At 40.9% G+C, this 21,977-nt stretch carries 20 protein-coding genes; 15 read left to right on the top strand and 5 right to left on the bottom strand.

Annotated features, from left to right (window positions below):
• Nucleotides 1-94: 94 nt before the first annotated feature.
• The 10 genes from SYJ56_RS05885 to SYJ56_RS05840 all read left to right on the top strand — a co-directional run bounded on the left by SYJ56_RS05885 (nucleotide 95) and on the right by SYJ56_RS05840 (nucleotide 11,265).
• Complete coding sequence (locus SYJ56_RS05885; protein WP_323832712.1) at nucleotides 95-1,639, top strand: lipopolysaccharide biosynthesis protein; 1,545 nt, start codon at nucleotides 95-97, stop codon at nucleotides 1,637-1,639.
• Nucleotides 1,626-2,564, top strand: a complete 939-nt coding sequence (locus tag SYJ56_RS05880) for a glycosyltransferase family 2 protein (RefSeq protein ID WP_323832711.1) — start codon at nucleotides 1,626-1,628, stop codon at nucleotides 2,562-2,564. Before SYJ56_RS05885 ends, SYJ56_RS05880 begins: the two co-directional genes overlap by 14 nt.
• An 11-nt stretch (nucleotides 2,565-2,575) precedes the next feature.
• The gene (locus tag SYJ56_RS05875; RefSeq protein ID WP_323832710.1) at nucleotides 2,576-3,646 is read left to right on the top strand and encodes a glycosyltransferase; all 1,071 of its coding nucleotides are present in this window, start codon (nucleotides 2,576-2,578) and stop codon (nucleotides 3,644-3,646) included.
• A 27-nt stretch (nucleotides 3,647-3,673) separates the two neighbouring features.
• Complete coding sequence (locus SYJ56_RS05870; protein WP_323832709.1) at nucleotides 3,674-4,885, top strand: glycosyltransferase family 4 protein; 1,212 nt, start codon at nucleotides 3,674-3,676, stop codon at nucleotides 4,883-4,885.
• The gene (locus tag SYJ56_RS05865) at nucleotides 4,882-6,099 is read left to right on the top strand and encodes an O-antigen ligase family protein (protein WP_323832708.1); all 1,218 of its coding nucleotides are present in this window, start codon (nucleotides 4,882-4,884) and stop codon (nucleotides 6,097-6,099) included. The genes SYJ56_RS05870 and SYJ56_RS05865 overlap by 4 nt, the downstream gene beginning before the upstream one ends.
• Entirely contained in the window at nucleotides 6,096-7,088 is a 993-nt protein-coding gene (locus SYJ56_RS05860) for a glycosyltransferase family 4 protein (protein WP_323832707.1), read from the top strand. Before SYJ56_RS05865 ends, SYJ56_RS05860 begins: the two co-directional genes overlap by 4 nt.
• A gap of 80 nt (nucleotides 7,089-7,168) precedes the next feature.
• Nucleotides 7,169-8,866 (top strand): right-handed parallel beta-helix repeat-containing protein, encoded by a 1,698-nt coding sequence (locus SYJ56_RS05855; protein ID WP_323832706.1) that lies wholly within the window; start codon nucleotides 7,169-7,171, stop codon nucleotides 8,864-8,866.
• 19 nt (nucleotides 8,867-8,885) lie between these two features.
• On the top strand, nucleotides 8,886-9,812 hold the full coding sequence (locus tag SYJ56_RS05850; protein ID WP_323832705.1) for a glycosyltransferase family 2 protein: 927 nt from the start codon (nucleotides 8,886-8,888) through the stop codon (nucleotides 9,810-9,812).
• 174 nt (nucleotides 9,813-9,986) lie between these two features.
• A complete protein-coding gene (locus SYJ56_RS05845; protein ID WP_323832704.1) occupies nucleotides 9,987-10,706 on the top strand; it encodes a sugar transferase in 720 nt (239 codons plus the stop codon).
• Between the two features lie 160 nt (nucleotides 10,707-10,866).
• Nucleotides 10,867-11,265: a DoxX family protein gene (locus SYJ56_RS05840; RefSeq protein WP_323832703.1), complete on the top strand. Its 399-nt coding sequence runs from the start codon at nucleotides 10,867-10,869 to the stop codon at nucleotides 11,263-11,265.
• Nucleotides 11,266-11,285: 20 nt separating this feature from the next.
• On the opposite strand, the gene SYJ56_RS05835 is transcribed toward SYJ56_RS05840, so the two are convergent.
• Nucleotides 11,286-13,403 carry an outer membrane protein assembly factor BamB family protein gene (locus SYJ56_RS05835; protein WP_323832702.1) on the bottom strand — a complete coding sequence of 706 codons (2,118 nt, stop codon included), beginning with the start codon at nucleotides 13,401-13,403 and terminating at the stop codon, nucleotides 11,286-11,288.
• A 143-nt stretch (nucleotides 13,404-13,546) separates the two neighbouring features.
• Nucleotides 13,547-14,812 (bottom strand): APC family permease, encoded by a 1,266-nt coding sequence (locus SYJ56_RS05830; RefSeq protein ID WP_323832701.1) that lies wholly within the window; start codon nucleotides 14,810-14,812, stop codon nucleotides 13,547-13,549.
• A gap of 221 nt (nucleotides 14,813-15,033) precedes the next feature.
• Between SYJ56_RS05830 and SYJ56_RS05825 the strand changes: the two genes are divergently transcribed.
• The gene (locus SYJ56_RS05825; protein WP_323832700.1) at nucleotides 15,034-15,777 is read left to right on the top strand and encodes a hypothetical protein; all 744 of its coding nucleotides are present in this window, start codon (nucleotides 15,034-15,036) and stop codon (nucleotides 15,775-15,777) included.
• Between the two features lie 44 nt (nucleotides 15,778-15,821).
• Here the strand turns inward: SYJ56_RS05825 and SYJ56_RS05820 are convergent, their stop codons facing one another.
• From SYJ56_RS05820 to SYJ56_RS05810, 3 genes are read right to left on the bottom strand one after another with little or no spacing between them, the layout of a single operon-like run.
• A complete protein-coding gene (locus tag SYJ56_RS05820; RefSeq protein ID WP_323832699.1) occupies nucleotides 15,822-16,964 on the bottom strand; it encodes a cysteine desulfurase family protein in 1,143 nt (380 codons plus the stop codon).
• A gap of 40 nt (nucleotides 16,965-17,004) precedes the next feature.
• Nucleotides 17,005-18,399 (bottom strand): phosphoglucosamine mutase, encoded by a 1,395-nt coding sequence (gene glmM / locus SYJ56_RS05815; protein ID WP_323832698.1) that lies wholly within the window; start codon nucleotides 18,397-18,399, stop codon nucleotides 17,005-17,007.
• 57 nt (nucleotides 18,400-18,456) lie between these two features.
• A complete protein-coding gene (locus SYJ56_RS05810) occupies nucleotides 18,457-18,687 on the bottom strand; it encodes a hypothetical protein (RefSeq protein WP_323832697.1) in 231 nt (76 codons plus the stop codon).
• 72 nt (nucleotides 18,688-18,759) lie between these two features.
• Between SYJ56_RS05810 and mazG the strand changes: the two genes are divergently transcribed.
• From mazG to fumC, 4 genes are all read left to right on the top strand, one after another.
• A complete protein-coding gene (gene mazG, locus SYJ56_RS05805; RefSeq protein WP_323832696.1) occupies nucleotides 18,760-19,560 on the top strand; it encodes a nucleoside triphosphate pyrophosphohydrolase in 801 nt (266 codons plus the stop codon).
• Between the two features lie 46 nt (nucleotides 19,561-19,606).
• Entirely contained in the window at nucleotides 19,607-19,984 is a 378-nt protein-coding gene (locus tag SYJ56_RS05800; RefSeq protein WP_323832695.1) for a RidA family protein, read from the top strand.
• 6 nt (nucleotides 19,985-19,990) lie between these two features.
• On the top strand, nucleotides 19,991-20,476 hold the full coding sequence (locus SYJ56_RS05795; RefSeq protein ID WP_323832694.1) for a hypothetical protein: 486 nt from the start codon (nucleotides 19,991-19,993) through the stop codon (nucleotides 20,474-20,476).
• A gap of 74 nt (nucleotides 20,477-20,550) precedes the next feature.
• Nucleotides 20,551-21,951: a class II fumarate hydratase gene (gene fumC / locus SYJ56_RS05790; protein WP_323832693.1), complete on the top strand. Its 1,401-nt coding sequence runs from the start codon at nucleotides 20,551-20,553 to the stop codon at nucleotides 21,949-21,951.
• Nucleotides 21,952-21,977 lie beyond the last annotated feature (26 nt).

The raw sequence follows: 21,977 nt of genomic DNA, 5'->3' as shown, positions 1-21,977 counted from the left end.
AATGGTCACTGCCTTAAATCCAGAGAAATTAAGCTCGGGAACTATTTTTGGTAAGTAGGCTGTACATTCAGTACAAAATCATCAAAAGACTATTTTGAACACCAAACCAGTTGCAGTCCATCGTATTTTTTCAGGTTCAGTCTGGGGAATTTTAGCTAAGATCCTAGATGCAGCAGCCAAATTTGTGACCATCCCATTATTAGTAGGCTTTTATGGTAAAGCTGACTATGGATTAATTGCACTAGCATTTTCACTAAATGCATATCTACGGCTTATGGATTTGGGTATGAACGTAGGCTCAGTACGTTTTTTCTCGATGTGGGAGGCTAAAGGAGATTGGGAAAACATTGGAAAAGCTTCCCGTTCAAGTATTATTTTCTACGGCACAATAGGCTTGGTCAATGCCGTGATTTTTATGTTTATGGCCAATTACGGCCAGTTTTTCTTTAATCTTAATCCCGATCAAATCCCAACATATCGGATCATGATGTACATCCTGTCAGGCAGTACGGTTTTGAACTGGCTATCAAATGTCATCATCCAACTCCTCAGCGCGAAAGATGAATTGGGTTACGTAAACCGCGTCACGGTAGTCAGCAGTGTGTTGAATTTTGTGGTGGCTATAGCTGCGATTCACTTCAAGTGGTCTATGCCTCTTTATTTTCTTTTCTTCACGATTTCCACACTTGTGCCTATCCCTCTAAATATTCTTCGCTTAGGAGTTTTTCCTATTCCTTTGACACAACTTCTACGACCACAATGGGATGGAAAAATCTTTCGGGAAATTATAGGTTATAGTTCTGCAATATTCCTGATGGGACTCTTCCAGTTGACAGCAAATGAATTGCGCCCAATTCTACTGGCCAATTTCGCTTCGGGTATAGATGTGCTGACAGATTATCGTGTAATTCAGACGATTGCGATGCTGATTATTTCCTTTGGAACAATCTTTCTCCAGGTTCTTTTGCCATCGGCTTCAAAAGTCTACCAAGAAGGAAATCACCCCAAGATGGAGAAGATGGTTTTTATTGCAACCCGTTTCATTTCTATCTTTTTAAGTTTTATCGTTTTTCTTCTGATACTGAATTCGGAATCTCTCCTACTCCTCTATATGGGGAAAGATTACCTCCATTTGGCTATTTGGTTGAATATTTGGTTACTCACAGTGCTACTCAATATGCACAATACTCCCGTGGCTAGTTTGGTGCTTTCATCGGGGAAAACCCGCTTCTTGATTTATTCGTCGGCAACAGCTTGTATTCTTTCACTTCCAATCACAGTGATTCTTGCGCCTGCTCTGAATGTCGGTGCGGCAGTAATTGGTTATTTGGCTTATATGCTGATTCAGATTGGTTTCTTTTATATTTATTATATTCCTAAAGTGCTCAAGTTGGATAGTATGAAGATATTTTTCGGAGCTTTTTCACCATCTGTCTTAGGTGCTGTCATTGCTTTTGGCTTTGCTTTTGGCCTAGGAAAATGGATAGAAATACCCGAAGGATTGCTAGGAATCATAATAAACTCAGCGATTTTCACTATGGTTTTTGCCGCATTTCACTTTCTCTTTATCATCAAAGCCGCAGATATTGAATTTCTGCGTACGAAACTTTTGAAAAACCCGTCCAATGAGCAAGATTAAATTTTCGATTTGTATTCCTGCTTATAAGAGCAAATACCTCCAAGAATGTATTGACAGCATACTTGCCCAGACGGTTGTAAACTTTGAATTAATCATATTGAATGATTGCTCTCCAGAGCCAGTTGAAGAGATTGTTTTGAAAAATACAGATACAAGAATCCGTTATTACAAGAACGAAAAGAATGTGGGAGCTTATGATTTAGTAGACAACTGGAACAAATGCCTAGACCTGTCAACTGGGGAATATATCGTCATAATGGGTGATGATGACCGATTGGCGACAGATTATTTGGCTGAATTTGAAAATTTGATCCAAACCTACCCAACCTTAAATGTCTATCACTGCCGAAGCAAAATCATCGATGACGATGGGAATGATGTAGTGCTCACACCAGCCCTTCCGGCTTTTGAATATGTCTATGATTCGATCTGGCATCGCCTGCGCCAGTTACGTTCAAATTATATCTCGGATTACCTTTATAACATTTCCGCTTTAAAGGCCCAAGGAGGCTTTTACAAACTTCCGCTCGCTTGGGGTTCAGATGACATCACTGCCTTTATCGCCTCAGCGAAAAACGGGATTGCGCATAGTAATAAGCCTGTTTTCGAATATAGAAGCAATAAGCTTTCTATTACTTCAACAGGAAATGACTTGCATAAAATGATGGCGGACTTAAGCTATTCGGACTGGCTGGGAGATTTCCTGAAAAACAATCCTCCGCATCCTTCGGAAAAGGTGATTTATCAGCATTTATTGAAGGAAAAAGATGCTTACATGCATAAGAAGAAGCTTTACACCATGATACTGTCTATGCGTAGTAACCCTCTGGAGAAAGCAAAAAACTGGATGAATACCCGGGACAGATTCGGTTTGTCAATCAAGGACATAGGAGTAGCGCTTGCGAAAAGTATGAATTCAAACTGATCTTGATCCCAATGGATTCAAATACCAAAATCATCTTTAATCCCTGTGAGAATAAGGAAAACCGATACATCGCTATTTTGGTCAATGCACTGGAAAAGCATGGCTTTCAGGTGAGCCCACTGGATGATTTTTTATCTTCGGCAACCCATTTCCAATCGATTAAACTACTTCATCTAAACTGGTTTGAGAACCTTGATGATAGCAGTACGAAAAGCATGTGGAAAAGCTATTTCAGGAAATTGGTGGTGCTGGCCGCAATTAAATTAGGAAATAAGAAGCTGGTATGGACCATGCACAACAGGCTTTCTCACGAGAAAAAATCAGGAAAATTAAGTAGGGCATTAACCCGGAAAATCGTAACTCAGGCAGATGCTGTTGTAATTCATGCTTCGATCACGAAAGATATTTTACGTAGCCAATATCCAAATCTACAGGCCAAAATCGCCCACATTCCACATCCAGACTTTATCGATGTCTATGGCCCAATGTTACCTGAAAGCTCGGTCGAATCTAATTCTCCATTGAAGCTACTTTTTCTAGGAGCTATCAAGCCCTATAAAAACATTGAATTGCTGATTGAAATCGCTCAGCAATTCCCAACTGATATCCACCTGACAATTGCTGGCAATCCGAATTCTGAATCTTATCAAAGAGAATTACAAAAGTTAGCTTTTGAAGCAAGCAATATTTCACTTGAGCTGAAATTCATTCCTGACAAGGTCTTACCAATCTATATTCATAAGTCAGATCTGTTAGTCCTCCCTTATTCATTGGAAAGCAGTTTGAATTCAGGAACTGTGATCTTGGCATTTTCTTATGGAAGAACAGTCATTTGTCCAAGAATTGGCACTATTGATGACTTAGGTGCAGGAGAAGACGTATTTGACTACAGTTATGCCTCCGAGAGTGAGCACAGGGAAGCACTTAAAAAACAAATTCAGCTGGCCATAACCTTGAAACGAAATAACCCAGAATCTTTGCAGGAAAAAGGACTTAGAATGCGGGAAATGGTGCAAAAGAAGAACGAAAAAGAAAATGTGTCTGCTCAGTTAATTGACCTGTATAAGACCCTGCTCGATTGAATTCATTTTTTCAGCGAAATCCAATTTATGAAAATATTATACATCAATTCTCTCTATAGCCCGCTGATCGAAGGTGGCGCTGAGATCTCCCTTAAGCTGATCGTGGAAGGGATGAAATCTCTCGGTCATGAGGTACTGGTGCTGAGTTTGATGCCAGAGGAGGGGTTGAAAAAAGAGCAGGTGGATGGAGTTACTGTGTATCGCGCAGGTCTGCAAAATGCTTATTGGCCTTATTCCAAAGCTAAGAAAAGCAAGCTTTCTAGACTGACATGGCACTATAGAGACCAAACAAACGGGTCAATGGCATCGGTGGTGAAAGAAGTGCTATCCAAAGAAAAACCGGATGTCGTCTCCTGTCACAATCTTGCAGGATGGTCCGCAGCTGTGTGGACTCCAATTCATCAGGCAGGAATTCCAATTGTGCAGGTATTACATGATCTTTATTTGCTTTGCCCAAACAGCAACATGTTTAAGAACGAGCAGACTTGTGAAGATCAGTGTTTCAGCTGTAAACTATTGCGAAGTAATCATGCAGATAAATCTAAACAAGTTTCGGCAGCAGTCGGCATCAGCAAAAGCATCTTGCAGCGATTCATCGACTTTGGATACTTTGCCAATGCTTCCAAAAATATTATTTATAACACACGAACTGTTTCAAATCCACCATTAAAGCCAGCTAGAAAACCAAGACAAACAATTCGCTTCGGGTATCTGGGAACACTTTCGAAAGTAAAAGGTCTGGAATGGCTGATTGAGCAGTTTCAGAAATTAGACTTTGATACTGACTTACGAATTGCTGGAAAAGGTGAGCCAGTATACCAACAGCGTCTTAAAGAACTAGCTAAGGGTGCTAAAATAGATTTTGTAGGCTATGTGAATTCCACAGAGTTCTTGGCTGAAGTCGACGTCTTGATAGTTCCATCCCTTTGGGAAGAACCCCTCGGAATGGTTGCAATAGAAGCATTGGCCAACCATGTGCCTGTCATTGCAAATAAAAGAGGTGGCCTTCAAGAGACTGTAAAAGATGAAGTTAATGGCTTGTATTGCAATGATGAAAAGCCTGATTCACTGAGCAAGGCGATGCGAAAGCTTTATGAGAATCCTGAGCTATACAATAAATTTAGCCAAGCCGCGAGAGCATCCGTGGCTTCGATTCTGGATCCTGACCGGATGATCGGAGAATATGAGGCAGTTTTGGAACAGGCTTTTGGGAGACCTATAATCGAAGATTTAAAATGAGCACTCCAGAAATCACTCTCACCAATACTACGGTCGCACTCGACGGAAGTCAATGGAAGGCTATTTCTATTGCAGAATCTCTGTTTTTGATTTCCATCATTTCCATGTTTCTTCCTGTTAAGGTTTATCCAGTGGTTTTTCTGGTCAGCTCTTACTTTTTCTACAGAGAAATTCCACAACTGAGCTTCCCCAGATGGTCTATTGCTTTAGCAGTTTTCAGCTCCTATGCCATCGTCAGCTATCTCATCCATTTTCCGGGAGAATCTCTTGCTTTGACTAATATCATCAAACTGGTCATCAATTTCTGCTTTCTATTTTTTGCTTTGCTATGGTTAGGTTCACGGGATAACGAATCACTTATTAACAAACTGGATTCTGTGCTTCTCACCGTTTTGGCTTTATCATTTGTACAGCTTTTGATCTATCATCAAGCTTATGATTTCAAACTGATCACCGGAAGCGATACCTCGGGGCAGGCAAGTTCGCTTTATAGAGACTCGCTGTACTATTGGGGATTGGATGACAAGAATATGTTTGGCGCCCGCATCGCCTTGATGGGATTCTCATTTATCTGCATTCCTGTGGTATTGAAAAGTAAACTCTCAATCTGGAGAATTGTATTCATATTTCTGATTGCTTTTTTGAGCCTATCACGCACTCCCATTGTCGCTTTATTGCTTGGTGTATTCTTCTTGGTATGGATATCTGTGACGAAAAAATGGAAAATAGCACTACTTCTTATTGTCGTAATAGCATCACCATTTGTGCTCCAGAAAGTAATTCGTGTCGATTCTCTGACTTCGTCAAATGATGGAATGGGGATAAGACTAGTTTATTGGAAAGCCTTTTTCCAGCATTTTGAAACAATCTCCCCTCTGGGAAACGGATTTCTGAGTGCACCGGGATTTCTTGAGAAATATGCTCAATTCTACCGTGGTGAGCCCCATATCCATAATACGTTTCTTTCTACCTATCTAGAATTGGGAATAGTGGGGTTTCTGTCTTTTTTGGCTTTCCTCTATTGGCTGATAATTGATTTTTGGCGCAAGACAATCAATCCAAGACTGTGGATTGTTCTTTTCCTACCGATCCTAGCGATCATGATGATCCTTTATTCTGGCTATGATAATGACGTGGTAATGTACTTTTGCCTGACTTTTCTGATCGGCAGCTGGAGTACGGTCAACTTCCAAAAAATTAAACTCAGCCTGTGAGAAATAAAATAAACATATTGATCGACAGCCGATGGGCGGGAAATACGGGCATTGGAAGGTTATACCAAGAGGTGATGAACTATGTACCTGCTGAAGCTTCATGCGAGTTTGTGCAAAGTAAAATGGGCTTGGGAAGTTTGCTCTCTCCCTTAATGCTGGGTGAGGAAATAAAGAAGTCAAGTGCGGATGTTTTCTACAGTCCTTCCTTTATGCCTCCTGCTTTCACCAAGACCCCATTTATTTTCACTGTTCATGATTTGATGCATTTGTTTTATTATTCTAAGCTGCACAAGATCTATTACGAGCAGGTGATCGCTAGGCTGGCCCTAAAAGCAAAGAAAATCATCACGGTTTCGCATTTCAGCAAAAGTCAACTAGTCGAGATTCTAGGGATTCCAGAAAGCCTGATCAAAGTGATATATAATGGTGTAGATAGTCATTTTTTGCAAAACGAGGAGGAATACGAAAGTGTTCGGCCTTACTTTCTATATGTAGGAAATCGAAGGAAAAACAAGAATGTACCTGCTATGCTTTCTGCTTTTGCGAAAGCAAGAATACCCAATGACTTTATGGTTTTCCTTTCTGGAAATACAGACCCAGAACTTGACGCCTTAATCAATAGCCTGGGAATCCAAAAAAGGGTTCGCTTTTTGGGTTTTATCGAGGAAGAAGATTTACCCAAACTATATAGGGGTGCCCATGCTACGTTGTTTGTTTCACTGATGGAAGGATTCGGCTTACCAATCATTGAATCCATGGCCTCAGGCACACCAGTCTTGACTTCAACTACCAGTTCACTTCCTGAAATCGCTGGTGGAGCGGCACTTTGTGTAGATCCAACAAGTATTTCAGCGATTCAAGCTGGTATAGAAAAATTGATAAACGAAGAGACATTCTATGTAGAATGCATTGTAAAAGGGCTTGAAAGAGCACAGGAATTTAGCTGGGAAAGAACAGCAGCGGCAACATGGGGAACTATTCTAAGTTGATTATCCATAGACGATTATTCTCAGAGTTTAGAACCAGTCTTATAGACACTATTAAACCTGAATAGACATTTAAAGTAAACATGAACAAGCATTTTTATTTCCTCCTTTTGCTTCTTTTTGCTCTGCCTTTTTCAGGCATTTGCCAAACCAATTCTTTGGAAGTTGGAACGATGATAAATGTGCTTGACTTTGGAGTTTTGGCTGATTCAGAAAGCGATCAAACAGATGCAATTCAAGAATTGATCGATCAGGCTGCTGAAGGGGACACCCTATTTTTCCCTGAAGGAAAATATCTCGTTCGCACAATTCTTCTAAAGTCTGGAGTGAATATTCTTTCTGAAGGCATTTTAAAGCATCACTCATCCGCTAAGGTTGGAGAATATTCCATAGAAAAGCAAAACTCTCCCAATCCATTGATTTTGGGTCAAGGAGTCAAAAACCTAAGTATTTCGCTAAAGGGAGAATCAAAGAATGAAGGGATTTATCTTTTGAAAAGCCATCAAATCCGAATTTACAATACAGAGTTAACCGGTGATTCGACAAAATTCAGAGCCTTTCCCGGCATTATGACGTTTCAGTGCACCGGAATTGAAATCGCAAATACAAGAATTCATCATTTCGGAATGCCCCGCAGCGAAACGGATAGTTATCAGCCAGGAACCGGCATTCGAATTATGTCAAGTAACACCATTTCCATTCACGATTCTGAAATTTTTAAGAATGGAGAAAATGGTGTTTTTATCCACGGCAGTAGAAAAGTCGAAGTAATCAATAATGTCATTCGTCACAATGGAATGTCGGCAATTCAGGTCGCTTTTGGAGATTCTGGCAAGGAAAAAGATTATAATTTCTCCTATAATATTTTGGAAGAAAATGCCTCCGATGCGATAGATATTAATAATAGATCAAAGGAAAAAGCAAAAGATATCGAGTGCTTAATAACCGAAAACATTACCTGTGGAAATGGTTTTGTGAAAGGCGAATCTACGCCTGATGGTTCTGGTATTGTGACGCTGATCAACGTCTCCAATGTCATTATCTATAAAAATGAAGCATATAGAAACAATCGCCCCGCAATCTATGTGGAAAGCTGCGGATTGATTTTGGGCAAGGAAAACTGGGCTGACAATCAAGTAGAGGTAACACGCGACTTGAAAGAATTACTGCTAGAGAAAAACCGCTTCAGCAGCATCAATTTGATTGCAAATACTAAGGCGCAGAAAATTCATCTTCTAGATAATGAACTAGGCTCACTTTCTCTGCCAAATGGTATTCAAGTGGATGAATTCCTTATCGAAAACAACAGTTTTTCAAACGCATCCTTCAATTTTAATTTGAAAGGAAGTATGCATTTGATTGGAAATATTATTGAGAACAAATCTGAAAATCCAGCGATTCTGATAGTAAAAGCTAATGAAGCAATCCTTCAAAACAATGAGATCAAAAGTCTTCGTGCCTCCGCTATTGTCCTTCGGAATACTGCTAAAAACGTCAAAATCATCCTTAATAAAGTGACTTCTTTCAATACAGCCATCTTTGATGACAACTCTTCCAATTTATTGGTAAAAGACAATGTGTTGACCTCAATCTCGGGTGGACCAGAAAACCAAACTTTCCGAAGTCACTATCCCAACAACTTGAAGATGGAAGGAAATGAACATATTGGAATTGCGAATTCAGTTTCGGTACTATTAGTGGGTAAAGGAAAAGCAAGCGTAGCAAACGAGAAAATAACCTCAGGAAAGGCAAATTACGGAGAGGTAGAAATAGATGAATGAGCAGCAAAATCATGAGCATTTGAGCAAGATAAAAGTCAATCTTTTTATCCCAACGCTGAATGCTGGCAAAATCTGGAAAGACGTACTGGATGGCGTGAAAAAACAAAACTACCCCATTTCTAGGTTAGTGATTATTGATTCTGGTTCCACTGATGGCACACTTGAATTGATCAATGAAGAAAACTGCGATCTAATCCAGATTGATAAGAAAGATTTTGACCACGGAGGAACTAGACAAATGGCGGCTGAGACCTTCCCGGATGCTGATATATTCGTCTTTCTCACCCAAGACGCAATCCTTGCGGATGCAGATGCAATTGGGGTGATGGTTCAGGCTATTGAAGAAAATCCAATGCTTGGAATGGTGTATGGGCGTCAGCTTCCGCATAAAAATGCGAAGGTATTAGAAACTCATGCAAGACTTTTTAACTATCCAACCGAGTCCAAAGTGAAAAGCATGGAAGATGCTGGTCGCTATGGAATTAGGACAATTTCCTGCTCAAATTCCTTCGCTGCCTATAGGAAAACAGCCTTTTTTGAAGTCAATGGCTTTCCAACTGGGTCTATTTTAGGCGAAGATGTTTTAATTGCGGGGAAAATGTTGTTGGATGGATGGAAAATGGCGTACCTTTCGGATTCCAAAATACACCACTCACATGATTATTCTGCCACTGAAGAATTCAAAAGGTATTTTGACATCGGAGTATTCCATGTCAATAACCAATGGATCTTCGAGAAGTTTGGTAGAGCAGAAAGTGAGGGCTACAAATATCTTAAATCAGAACTCACCTACACTTTTAAACACAATCCGTTATTGATCCCTAAAAGCCTGATTGCCACAGGAGCAAAATTGATTGGCTATAAACTGGGACTTCATTATCAGTCACTCCCTGTTGGACTTCGCAAGTCATTTTCTATGACAAAGGCTTACTGGAGACGTACCTGATATTTCTTCTTTAGGTAATTACACACTCGATGTGTGGATAGCTTCCACATAATTAATGTTAAAATCTTATTAAAAACCTTTCTATTGGTTCAAAGAGCAATGTTTTTGCTTGGCACCCCAATTGAATAGTATATATCACCACACTATTATTAGAATTATTAATAAACTAAACCAATGATACGTAACACCTCATCCCAACAAGAAATTGTTTTTAATGGCTATCAGTCAGGGCGTATTATACCTGATTTGTTTTCACTTACAAGCATTTCAAGAAGCTCTGTATCGCAGACAGTGAATGAGAGTATAGAAGTCACTACAAGATTTGTAAAAAGATCATTTGACATTCTATTTTCTTCTGTTGCAATCCTAGCTGGGCTGCCAGTTTTCCTTACAATAATGTTGATTACAAAGCTTTCTTCAAAAGGCCCTATATTCTACAAGCAGGAAAGAATTGGAAAAAATGGAGAGCCATTTAATATTTATAAGTTTAGAAGTATGATTGTAGATTCTGAGGTTAATGGTCCGCAATTGACTACAGATAATGATCCTAGAATTACCAAATGGGGTAATTTCATGAGAAAAACCCACTTGGATGAAATTCCTCAATTCTTCAATGTACTGGTAGGAGATATGTCTGTAGTAGGTCCTAGACCTGAGCGTGCTCACTTCATTAAGCAGATTGTGGCGAAACAACCACTTTACACACAGTTGTTGACAATCCGTCCAGGTATTACTTCAATAGGACAAATTGATTATGGCTATGCAGAAACAGTTGAGGAAATGTGTCAGCGTATGCTTTTGGACTTAAAATATTTGAGCAGCGTAAATTTATTGACTGACTTAAAAGTGATTGGCCAGACTGTAATGACCATGGTCAATAAAAAAGGTAAGTAATAAAAACTTAATAAATCCCATTGAAAAATCGGCAGCTGTAATAGTTGCCGATTTTTTTATATCTATCGCTATAAAATCATGCAACTGCTTATGTAAAAAGTAGTCAAAATTTAATTTTCTAATTTTATTTTAGATTGTCTTTGACCAAAACGTTAACAAAATGAAGAAACCCGTATTAGAAGATATAGGATTACTGATCGCGAGATTAGGTGCAGGTGGCATGATATTGACCCATGGCTATCCGAAACTCATGCGTTTTTTCAGCGATGAGCCCATTAAATTCATGGACTTTCTTGGTCTCGGCCCAGTTGTCTCCCTGTCACTCGCTGTGTTTGCTGAGGTTGTATGCGCTATTTTGATTATGCTTGGGTTCAAAACGCGCTTGGCAACCATCCCCCTAATGATCACTATGCTTGCAGCTGCTTTGGTGGCTCATGCAGCGGATCCTTTTGGAAGAAAAGAGCTTCCATTGCTTTATTTTATTGTTTTCTTGGTAATTATGATTTTTGGTGCAGGTAAATTTGCATTGGATTCATTTGGTAAAAAGCGACTACTTTAACCACAATTCAGGCTGAATTCTTAATCAGGAAGGGCGAAAGCCACATAAGCATCTCCGCTCTTGGTGCCTTTCCCCCCACCACAGGCAATTACAATAAATTGCTTACCTCCCATTTCATAGACAGCGGGAGTTGCATGTCCCGAAGCTGGAAGTCTAGCTTCCCAGAGAATCTCCCCAGTTTCCTTATCGAAGGCACGGATTTTCTCATCCTTCGTAGCTGCAATAAAAAGTACTCCGCCAGCTGTGACGACAGGTCCACCATAGTTTTCAGTACCGGTTGGGGCAAAACCCTGCGCACTGAGCGAGTCGATTTCTCCTAAAGTGACTTGCCATTTCTTCTTACCCGTAATCATATCGATAGCGGTCAAAAGTCCCCACGGAGGGTTAGATCCATAAAGGCCCTCTTTAGTCACTAATTTCTTATACCCATCCATATAGTAGCGCGGAAAAAGCTGTGAGGGAGTACCTTCCATCTCTTGTTTATCACCCTCATCAGGAGCTTTGTCCAGTAAATATTCTAATAACACTTTTCGGTTTTCTGTAGAGATATGATTGAAAGCAGGCATTGCTCCTCTACCTTTTTGAAGCAAAATATCCAATGAATCGTAGGTGTATTTTTCCTCTACCCCAAGTAAACTAGGGATAGCAGGAGGGTTTCCTGTTCGATCTAAGCCATGACAGGTACCACAGTAATTGGTATAAACTGATTTACCTACATTTTCGAAATCTGCATTTGGAGTCATAGAAATTATCCAAGGAATCTGATTCGCGTTCACATAGAAAGTTTGAGTAGTCGGATCAAAAGACGCTCCTCCCCATTCTCCTCCACCATCCATTCCGGGAAAAAGGACAATCGGTTTCTCAGGATGGGGAGGAGCCCAAGTATCCCCATAGATTGCTCCATCAAGTTGATTTCTTATATCAGCTTCCCAATCTGGATGAAGATTTAAAATACTATTTTCTTCAAAGACCATATTCATAAATGGTTCTGGAAAGGTAGGTATGGGTTGGGTAGCAGCGCTATATTCTCCAGGCATGACCGTAGGGGTAACAGGGGTTTCAGTGATTGGCCACACAGGTTCGCCAGTCTCCCGATCAAAGACATAGGTCATTCCTTGTTTTGATATTTGGGCGACTGCATCTATCCATTTTCCATCTTTTTGAATACGTATTAGATTTGGATTTGCGGGAAAGTCCCTGTCCCAAACGTCGTGATGAATTGCCTGAAAGTGCCAAATTCGCTCTCCAGTCTGTGCATTTAAGGCAATCAAAGAATTTGCGTAAAGATTATCTCCTGTTCGATAGCCCCCCCAGAAATCATAAGTAGCAGAACCTGTAGGCACGAAAACAATTCCTCTTGCCTTATCCACCGTCATTCCTGCCCAGTTATTTGCTCCACCGATCTGCTTGATATGATCGGGATCCCAGGTATCATAGCCAGGCTCTCCTTCCTGTGGAATGGTGTGAAAAATCCATTCCCGCTTGCCAGTTCGGATATTGTAGGCTCGAATATGTCCAGGCGCAGCATCTAATCCCTCAGACAGACGCATCCCCAAAATCAATAAATCACCATAAACAACACCTGGAGCATTAGCGACAATCAAAAAATCTTCGCTATCCGTATCCAAGTCCTTTCTAAGATCAACCTTCCCCTGTTCTCCAAAACTAAGGATAGGCTCCCCCGACTCGGCATGCACAGCCATCAGCCAATTTCCTGCTCCGAAAAGTATGCGCTTATCATCACCATCTTCCCAATAAGTCACGCCACGATTAGTCCCTGCCCAAGAATTCTCACCCCCCAGGACTTCGAAAGGATCAAATCTCCACACTTCCTCACCGGTGGCGGCATGAACTGCAAACACATCCAACGTGGGTGTAGTGCCATAAAGAAGCCCATTTACTACTATTGGCTGACACTGGATTTGTGATCGCTCCGTAACATCACCCGTATTGTATGTCCACGCTACTTCTAGTTGAGAGACATTCTCTTTTGTAATCTGTGTCAGAGATGAATAGCGAGAAGCATCTTCTGGCCCGCCATAGTGGGACCATTCGGTGTAGTCAATTTCAGTGGTTTTAGACTGGCAAGCAGAAAAAATTAAAAGGGAGCTTAAAACAGCAGGTAGGAAGGCTTTCATGAAATAGCTTGGGTTGGGTTGGGTTTGAAAACAAAATATCGGCAAATCTGAGCAAAGATCACAGAGAAACAATTACCCCGTCAACAAAAAATAAAATTGGTTTGGTAGCACACTAGTCCTATCCCTCTGAACCTGACCGTTTTCTACTTTTTGGAAAAAATCTTATGAACTCCATATATCACGAATCCCAAGGCAGTCCAAAGTGCCATGTCCGTGATTTCTTCCATTTGGGTACTACTGAGAAGCCAAACGGTGGCGGCTATTCCAGCGATTGCAAGTGGAATTCCGAACTTTAATTTATAATAATCTGCGTTGGGCTGACTTTTGCGCAAGCGAATCAATGCACCACAGACCAGTAAGTAAATCAGCAATCGGGCAATCACAGAAATAGCGAGTGACCCCATAAAATCCCAGACCGTGGCCACGATAATGATCAGAAGGGCAAAAAATATAACTGAAACAGAAGGTGTGTGGAATCGTGGATGTATGAAGGAGAATAGTTTGGGGAATTGCTGAGACTCACTTAATGCAAAAGGTAACCTTGAGCCGCTGAGGATCTGTACATTCAGTGTCCCTAAAATAGACACTATCGCACCTATGGTAATAAACAATCCTCCGCCATAGCCCATGATTCGAGAAGCGGCATCGGCAAGAGGTTTATCAGAAGTAGCTAACTCAGGAAGGGTCCCAATGGCTACCACTTGAATCAATACATAGAAAACCGTAATAATAAGTGCTCCTGTCATAAGGGCAAAAGGAAGGTTTTTACGAGGATTTACAACTTCACCGGAAATCACCAAACCCGCTTCAAAACCACCAAAGGCGAAAATCAAAAGTAAAGCTGAATTAGCAAATTCAGGCATCGCTGGTGGAGAACTAAAATCAAATGCATCTGAATTCAAAAAGAAAAGCCCTACCACAATAAAAAGAGTCAAGGGTACCAGCTTGGAAATCGTAAGAATATTAGTGGTTCGAGTGGAGTCCTTTATTCCCAGCAAATTAATCCCTGTCAATGCGCCGGTTATACCCACTATCATGACTATCCTCATCCATTCCTTTTGAAAAATTGGAGAAAAAAAGGCCATGTAAATTACCAACAAATTAACAAGTGTAGCATAGCTGAATAGTCTAGTCAACATCAAAACCCATCCTACGGCAAAGGCAGGCATGCTGCCAAAGGCTTCTTTGACGTAGAGATAGGGGCCACCCGTTTTATCGAAGCGAGAACTTACTTCCATAAATACGAGAATCAGTACTAGCATCACCACCGCACAAACTCCAAAAGCCAGCAAAGAATAAGGCCCCGAAAGTGCGAATGCTTTAGCCGGTAATCCAAAAATACCTGCTCCAATCACAGAATTAATTATCAGGAAAACCAGATCCCATTTGCGGATTCCGCGCTTTAGCATAGTAGAAAATTGGGTGAATGAAAACTAAAAATAGAGAGAAAATCCAATTATCAATTCACATACCCCCTATTCAATTTTGAAAAAACGATATACGGAAAATTCAACTTAAACCGAGGCAAATTTTAACTTTTCATCAGGAAAATAGGCCACATCATTAATATTACATTGGTTTTATGCGGAATCTTGTTGAGATTAATAGACGTAAAAATTCTCCCGAAATCATGAAATCAACACTACTTTTCTTCTCAGCAATATTCTTAGTCGGCATAGTGAATGCCCAGGAATTTAATGGGGCATGGAAACTGACTCATCAAGATGGTCAGGAAGTTAAAGACATGGAATACATCAAGATCTATCAAGATGATTATTTCGCTTTTGGGTCTAAGCGTGTTGAAGACAATCATTTCCATGGTGCGGGTGGCGGTCCTTTTACTTATCAGGAAGGGGAATATGTTGAGACTCTGGATTTTTTTACACTGGATCCCGAACAAGTAGGGACATCAAATCGCTATACCTTGGACTGGGTAAATGAAAAGATGGTAATCTCGGCCAGAATCAATGGAAAAATGCTTGTAGAAATCTGGGAAAAAGTATCGGATGCGAAAGACGATCTAACCGGAAACTGGGTGATCACGGGCAGAAAAAGAAATGACGAAATATCAAGATCTACTCCCGGAGCTAGAAGAACTGTCAAAATCCTGAGCGGAGGCAGATTTCAATGGATAGCTTTTAATTCGGAGACTAAAGAATTCTCTGGAACAGGCGGGGGAACTTATACTGCAGAAGGTGGGAAATACATTGAAAATATCACGTTCTTTTCCCGAGATGATAGCCGAGTAGGCGCTAGTCTTGACTTCAACTATGAGGTTATCGATGGAGAGTGGCATCACAGCGGACTTAGCTCCAAGGGTGATCCCATCTATGAGATTTGGACTCCCTATGCGATAGGATATACAGGAAAATGAAGCTAATAAGCAGGATAAAAAAGGAGCCTTTTGAGCTCCTTATCTTATACTTCCACAGTGTACAATTCTTTTAATTTCCCAACGGTATAATCGACTTCCTCTATCGTGTTAAATCGACTGAAAGAGAATCGGACGGCATCTCGGTCTGGGGTATGCTTGATCGCCCTAAGTACATGCGACCCTACTGTTGCTCCAGAACTGCAGGCTGATCCACCAGAAGCTGATATTCCTTCCAGATCAAGATTGAAAAGCAACATACCACTATTGACTTCCGATGGTGGCAAACTCACACTCAAAACAGTGTAAAGACTATTATCCATATCGGCAGAAAGTCCATTGAAATCTACTCCTGGAATTTCTTGGGTAAGGCTATGGAGAAAATGTTTTTTGATTGCTTCCACGTGAAGTTGATGCTCAGCCATGTCTTCATAGGCAATTTCCAGCGCTTTTGCGATTCCGATAATCCCGATAACATTTTCGGTACCTCCACGCATATTTCTCTCCTGTGCTCCACCATGGATCAATGGATGGATTTTCTTATCCTTTTTCACATATAGAAACCCGGAACCTTTCGGGCCGTGAAATTTATGCCCTCCAGCCACTATTGAATCTATAGGAAGGGATTTCAAGTCATGGACATAGTGACCCATGGTCTGTACGGTATCGGAATGGAAAAATGCGCCATATTCCTTGGCAAGGGGACCAATGCGGTTCAAATCATTTATGTTTCCAATTTCATTATTAGCATGCATCAGAGAAACTAAGCTTTTTGGATGTGCTTTCAGCAAGTCTTCAAGCTGATTCATATCCAGTTCACCCCTATCATTCACATCCAAAATGCTAAGCTTGATATGCCCCTTTTTCTCACATATTTCTAAGGTGTGCAGGACTGCATGATGCTCCAATGGGGAAGTAATCGCATGGGTAATGCCATGACTTTCGATCCCGCATACTATCGCAGTATTATCTGCTTCGGTACCACCTGAGGTGAAGAAAATTTCTGCCGGTGTCGCATTTAGTAACTCAGCCACCTTCTTTCTAGACCGCTCTATGGCTGTCCTTACTTCTCTTCCAAAACTGTGGACAGAAGAAGGGTTACCATAGTGATTTCTCATAAATGGAATCATGGCTTCGATCACCCGATCGTCCATCGCTGTGGTGGCGGCGTTGTCTAAATAAACTTTCATTCTACTAGTATTGGGTTGTATATTCTTTACTGTGTGTATATCAAATCATAGAAGCGTTAACTACTTCTTTGATATCTGCAATAAGTTTTTTAGCTAAATGCTCAGCCGTGGCTTCGGATTCAGACTCGGAATAAATACGGATAATGGGTTCCGTATTTGACTTTCGCAAATGTACCCATTCCTTTTCAAATTCGATTTTGACCCCATCTATATCATTGATAGGATGGCTCTTATACTTTTTCTTTATCTCAAGCAAAATAGTATCGACGTCTATCTGCGGAGTCAATTCGATTTTATTTTTAGAAATATGGTAGTTCGGATAAGATGCTCTTAGTCTTGAAATTGTTTTACCAAAATTTGCCAAATGTGTCAAAAACAAGCCGATCCCAACTAAAGCATCCCGACCATAATGTGAAGTTGGATAGATAATACCACCATTACCTTCGCCTCCAATCACGGCATCTACCGCTTTCATCTGATTTACTACATTTACTTCGCCTACCGCAGCAGCAGTATATACTCCACCTCTTTTCTCCGTCACATCGCGCAGTGCTCGGGTAGAGCTCAGATTTGAAACCGTATTTCCAGAAGTCTTTGAAAGCACGTAATCGGCTACTGCTACTAAAGTATATTCTTCTCCAAATGCTGATCCGTCTTCATTGATAAAAGCCAAGCGATCCACATCCGGATCTACTACAATACCTAAATCATAACTTCCTCGCTCCAATTTCAGGGAGATATCTCTCAAATTCTCAGGAAGTGGCTCAGGATTATGAGGGAAATGCCCGTCGGGAGTGCAGTACATCTCTTCGATCTCTGTCACACCCAAAGCTCTCAAGAGCATAGGGACAGCAATGCCTCCCGTAGAATTTACCGCATCCACTACAACTTTGAAATTTCTCGCTTTAATGGCCTCAACATCTACCAATTCCAAGTCCAGCACATGCTGCACATGGCGCTCGATGTAATCGTTTATTTGAGAATAGCTACCGAGTTTTTTCACTTCAGCGAAAGAGAAATCCTCTTTTTCAGCTTTCTCTAAAATAGCCTTTCCCTCATCATCTGAAATGAATTCACCTTTATCATTCAAAAGCTTAAGTGCATTCCACTGGACAGGATTATGACTGGCAGTAAGGATAATTCCGCCACCAGCTTTTTCCAAAGGAACAGCAAATTCTACAGTAGGGGTAGTACTCAAACCCAGGTCGATCACATGGATACCCAAGCCTTGAAGCGTGGCAGAAACCAATCCAGATACCATCTCACCAGAGAGACGGGCATCTCGGCCGATGATTACTTTAGGGTTGTTTGTTTGCTCAAGAACCCATGCTCCATATGCAGAAGCAAACTTGACAATATCTATGGGTGTTAGGCCATTGCCGGCTTTACCACCGATCGTTCCTCTGATGCCAGAGATTGATTTAATTAGTGACACGTACAGTAATTTGATTAGGTTAAAAACTGATAAATCCTGCCAATTGACAGGACCACTTTACTTGAATTTAGCTAGAACCTTGTCCACTTCATTGTCTGGATTGCCACAGCTGCTACTTGCATCTACAGTTTTTCCACAATAACCACAAGTTCCTCCATCTTTATTCAGGTAAGGATTTTGGGAGGCACAGGTACCCTTGAATTCGCCGTTTTTAAGGAATAAAAGCCTCACCGACATCAAAATGAAGAATAAAGCAACGAAACCAAGTGTTAGAAATACGGTTGTCATAACGGATAAATTTGCGCAAATTTAAGGCTTTACTTCGAAAACGTTCCTAATTACAGCATAGTTTCCTCACCCATGACAAATATGAGTACCCGAGCCGAGAAATTGGCTGCCTTTGACAAATTACTAACTATCATGGATGAGCTCAGGGAGCAATGTCCTTGGGATAAAAAACAAACGACAGAAAGTCTCAGACATTTGACCATAGAGGAAACTTTTGAACTTTCTGATGCAATTCTTGAAGGGGATTCAGGTGAGATCAAAAAAGAGTTGGGAGATATTCTACTCCACATCGTGTTTTATGCAAGAATCGGATCAGAAGAAGGCAACTTTGACATGAAAACGATGATTGATGCGCTTTGTGAAAAGCTAATCAGAAGACATCCCCATATCTACGGAGATACCCAGGCTGAAGACGAAGAAGCTGTGAAGCAAAATTGGGAGAAAATAAAGCTTACAGAAAAAGGAAACAAATCTGTACTTGGTGGCGTCCCAAAGTCACTTCCTGCGTTGATCAAAGCCATGCGAATTCAGGAAAAAGCCCGTGGAGTTGGTTTTGACTGGGAAGAAAAAAGTCAGGTTTGGGAGAAAGTAGAAGAGGAAATGCTGGAATTCAAAGAAGAATTTAACGCGGCCAATGATGCAGAAATCGACCGCGAAAAAGCTAGCGGAGAATTTGGGGACTTGTTATTTTCTCTGATTAATTACGCACGATTTATAGATATCAATCCGGAAGAAGCCCTAGAAAGAACCAATAAGAAATTCATAAAGAGATTCCAATATTTAGAATCCGCTGCTCAGCACTCAGGCAAAAAACTGAGTGAGATGACCTTGGCAGAAATGGATGTATATTGGAATGAAGCGAAGATGAAGTAATTGTTTGTATGCGGTAAGTAGTGAAAAGTGTAAAAATTATAATCAAATGAACAAAATCATATTCACAAAAGAGGCTCCAGCACCAATTGGTCCATATTCTCAGGCAATATTGGCTGAGAATACGCTGTATGTATCCGGACAAATTGCCTTGGATGCTGAGACCGGAGAGTTAATCAATGAGAACATCACAGAGGAAACTCACGCAGTAATGAGAAATTTAGAAGCAGTTCTTAGAGCAGCTGATTTTACTTTTAACGATATTGTCAAGTGTAGCATTTTCATCAAAAACATGGATGAGTTTGGCACAATCAACGAAGCCTACGGTCATTACTTTAAATCGAACCCTCCAGCCCGAGAAACAGTAGAAGTAAGTAAGCTTCCCAAAAATGTTAATGTAGAAATCTCCTGTATTGCAGTTAAATAACGAATCTTGAACCTTTTGCCCTACGATAGCGAAACCTTAGTCAGTGCTCTTTCCAAAGAGGAAGTGCTAGGACATTTGAATCGTGTGACTCGAGAAGTCAATTATTTGGACCAAAGATCACTGAGCAAGGATGGAATTATTTTCAATGGTTTGATAGGACAAAATGGGTTTAGAATTTCAAAAGTGGTGAACAGAGCTGACACATTTCTTCCTCTGATTTTGGGCAAAATCGAAACTACTCCCCGAGGGTGTATTTTGTTTATTGATTATCGTTTGTTCCCTGGAGCACTTTTTTTCATAGCATTTTGGTCTATCATTTTACTCGCTTTCACAGCGTTCTATTCATTCCTCCTTCCCAATTACGCCTATGCCAGTATTAGTTTTATAATTGGCCTAGGCAATTATATCGTAGCCATGTATTTCTTCAACAGACAGGTGAAAGCTTCGCGCAAAGTTTTTCACCAGCTGATCGATTTCCAAATGAAGGATTAAGGCTTGTATTCTTAGGGATAAATGGCGCTAAGACTTAATTTAGCGCCACAAAAAGATTCAATAAAACATATCATATGAGCATCCGCATAGAAAAAGACACCATGGGGCCTGTAGAGGTGCCTGCTGACAAATACTGGGGCGCACAGACCCAAAGATCCATTAACAATTTCAAAATAGGTGGCGAGAAAAACCGTATGCCGATAGAGATTACTTATGCATTCGCTATTTTGAAAAAAGCCGCTGCCCAGACCAATGCTGAGCTTGGTGTTTTGGATAAGGAAAAAGCTGATATCATCGGCAGAGTATGTGATGAGATTTTGGAAGGAAAGCACGATGATCAATTCCCTCTAGTAATCTGGCAAACTGGATCAGGAACTCAATCCAACATGAACTCCAATGAGGTAATCGCTTACCGTGCGCATGTACTCCTTGGTGGTTCTTTAGAAGATGCTAAAAAGAAAATCCACCCAAATGACGATGTAAATAAGTCTCAGTCATCCAATGATACGTACCCAACAGCTATGCACATTGCTGCATACAAAATGGTGATGGAAACTACGATTCCTGGTGTGGAAAAACTCAGGGATACCTTAGCCGAAAAAGCTGAAGCTTTCAAGGATGTGGTAAAAATCGGTCGTACACACTTTATGGATGCGACTCCACTTACGCTAGGTCAAGAGTTTAGTGGATATGTAGCACAGCTCAATCATGGCTTAAAAGCCCTAAAAAACACCTTAGCTCATTTGTCAGAATTAGCTTTGGGCGGAACAGCTGTCGGAACTGGCCTTAATACTCCTAAAGGATATTCTCAGCTGGTAGCCAAAAAGATTGCTGAGCTTTCAGGACAGCCATTTGTGACTGCGGAAAATAAATTTGAAGCACTTGCAGCTCATGATGCCATGGTAGAATCTCATGGTGCTTTAAAGCAATTGGCCGTTTCCCTGATGAAAATCGCAAATGATGTACGGATGCTTTCTTCTGGACCAAGATCAGGAATTGGCGAGATTTTAATTCCCGAAAACGAACCTGGGTCGTCCATTATGCCCGGCAAAGTAAACCCCACACAGGTGGAAGCCCTGACTATGGTTGCCGCCCAGGTGATGGGAAATGATGTAGCTATTTCCATCGGTGGCTCAAATGGTCACTTTGAATTAAACGTATTCAAGCCTTTGATTGCTTCTAACTTCCTAAATTCGGCCCGTCTGATAGGGGATGCATGTGTGTCATTCAATGATCACTGCGCGGTAGGTATAGCCCCAAATACGGCGATGATCCAGAGACATCTCGAGAATTCATTGATGTTGGTGACAGCTTTGAATCCGCATATCGGCTATGAAAATGCCGCTGCAATTGCCAAGAAAGCACATAAAGAAGGTACAAGTTTAAGAGAAGCAGCAATCTCTTTGAATCTGCTTACTTCTGAGCAATTCACTGAATGGGTGAAACCTGAAGAAATGACAGGAAGTCTGAAGTAAATTTCAGTTTTTCCTTACAATAAAAA

Origin of the sequence: Algoriphagus aurantiacus, from assembly GCF_035156405.1 — a bacterium.
Lineage (GTDB): Bacteria > Bacteroidota > Bacteroidia > Cytophagales > Cyclobacteriaceae > Algoriphagus > Algoriphagus aurantiacus.
This window is presented reverse-complemented; position numbering and strand designations above follow the sequence as displayed.

What these genes read in the sequence shown, in the direction of transcription:
- SYJ56_RS05880 (WP_323832711.1), top strand. Translation starts at nt 1,626, where the DNA reads ATGAGCAAGATTAAATTTTCGATTTGTATTCCTGCTTATAAGAGCAAA.
- SYJ56_RS05800 (WP_323832695.1), top strand. Translation starts at nt 19,607, where the DNA reads ATGAACAAAATCATATTCACAAAAGAGGCTCCAGCACCAATTGGTCCA.
- SYJ56_RS05875 (WP_323832710.1), top strand. Translation starts at nt 2,576, where the DNA reads ATGGATTCAAATACCAAAATCATCTTTAATCCCTGTGAGAATAAGGAA.
- SYJ56_RS05865 (WP_323832708.1), top strand. Translation starts at nt 4,882, where the DNA reads ATGAGCACTCCAGAAATCACTCTCACCAATACTACGGTCGCACTCGAC.
- SYJ56_RS05820 (WP_323832699.1), bottom strand. Translation starts at nt 16,964, where the DNA reads ATGAAAGTTTATTTAGACAACGCCGCCACCACAGCGATGGACGATCGG.
- SYJ56_RS05855 (WP_323832706.1), top strand. Translation starts at nt 7,169, where the DNA reads ATGAACAAGCATTTTTATTTCCTCCTTTTGCTTCTTTTTGCTCTGCCT.
- SYJ56_RS05810 (WP_323832697.1), bottom strand. Translation starts at nt 18,687, where the DNA reads ATGACAACCGTATTTCTAACACTTGGTTTCGTTGCTTTATTCTTCATT.
- SYJ56_RS05870 (WP_323832709.1), top strand. Translation starts at nt 3,674, where the DNA reads ATGAAAATATTATACATCAATTCTCTCTATAGCCCGCTGATCGAAGGT.
- SYJ56_RS05840 (WP_323832703.1), top strand. Translation starts at nt 10,867, where the DNA reads ATGAAGAAACCCGTATTAGAAGATATAGGATTACTGATCGCGAGATTA.
- SYJ56_RS05845 (WP_323832704.1), top strand. Translation starts at nt 9,987, where the DNA reads ATGATACGTAACACCTCATCCCAACAAGAAATTGTTTTTAATGGCTAT.
- fumC (WP_323832693.1), top strand. Translation starts at nt 20,551, where the DNA reads ATGAGCATCCGCATAGAAAAAGACACCATGGGGCCTGTAGAGGTGCCT.
- SYJ56_RS05825 (WP_323832700.1), top strand. Translation starts at nt 15,034, where the DNA reads ATGAAATCAACACTACTTTTCTTCTCAGCAATATTCTTAGTCGGCATA.
- SYJ56_RS05830 (WP_323832701.1), bottom strand. Translation starts at nt 14,812, where the DNA reads ATGCTAAAGCGCGGAATCCGCAAATGGGATCTGGTTTTCCTGATAATT.
- SYJ56_RS05835 (WP_323832702.1), bottom strand. Translation starts at nt 13,403, where the DNA reads ATGAAAGCCTTCCTACCTGCTGTTTTAAGCTCCCTTTTAATTTTTTCT.
- mazG (WP_323832696.1), top strand. Translation starts at nt 18,760, where the DNA reads ATGACAAATATGAGTACCCGAGCCGAGAAATTGGCTGCCTTTGACAAA.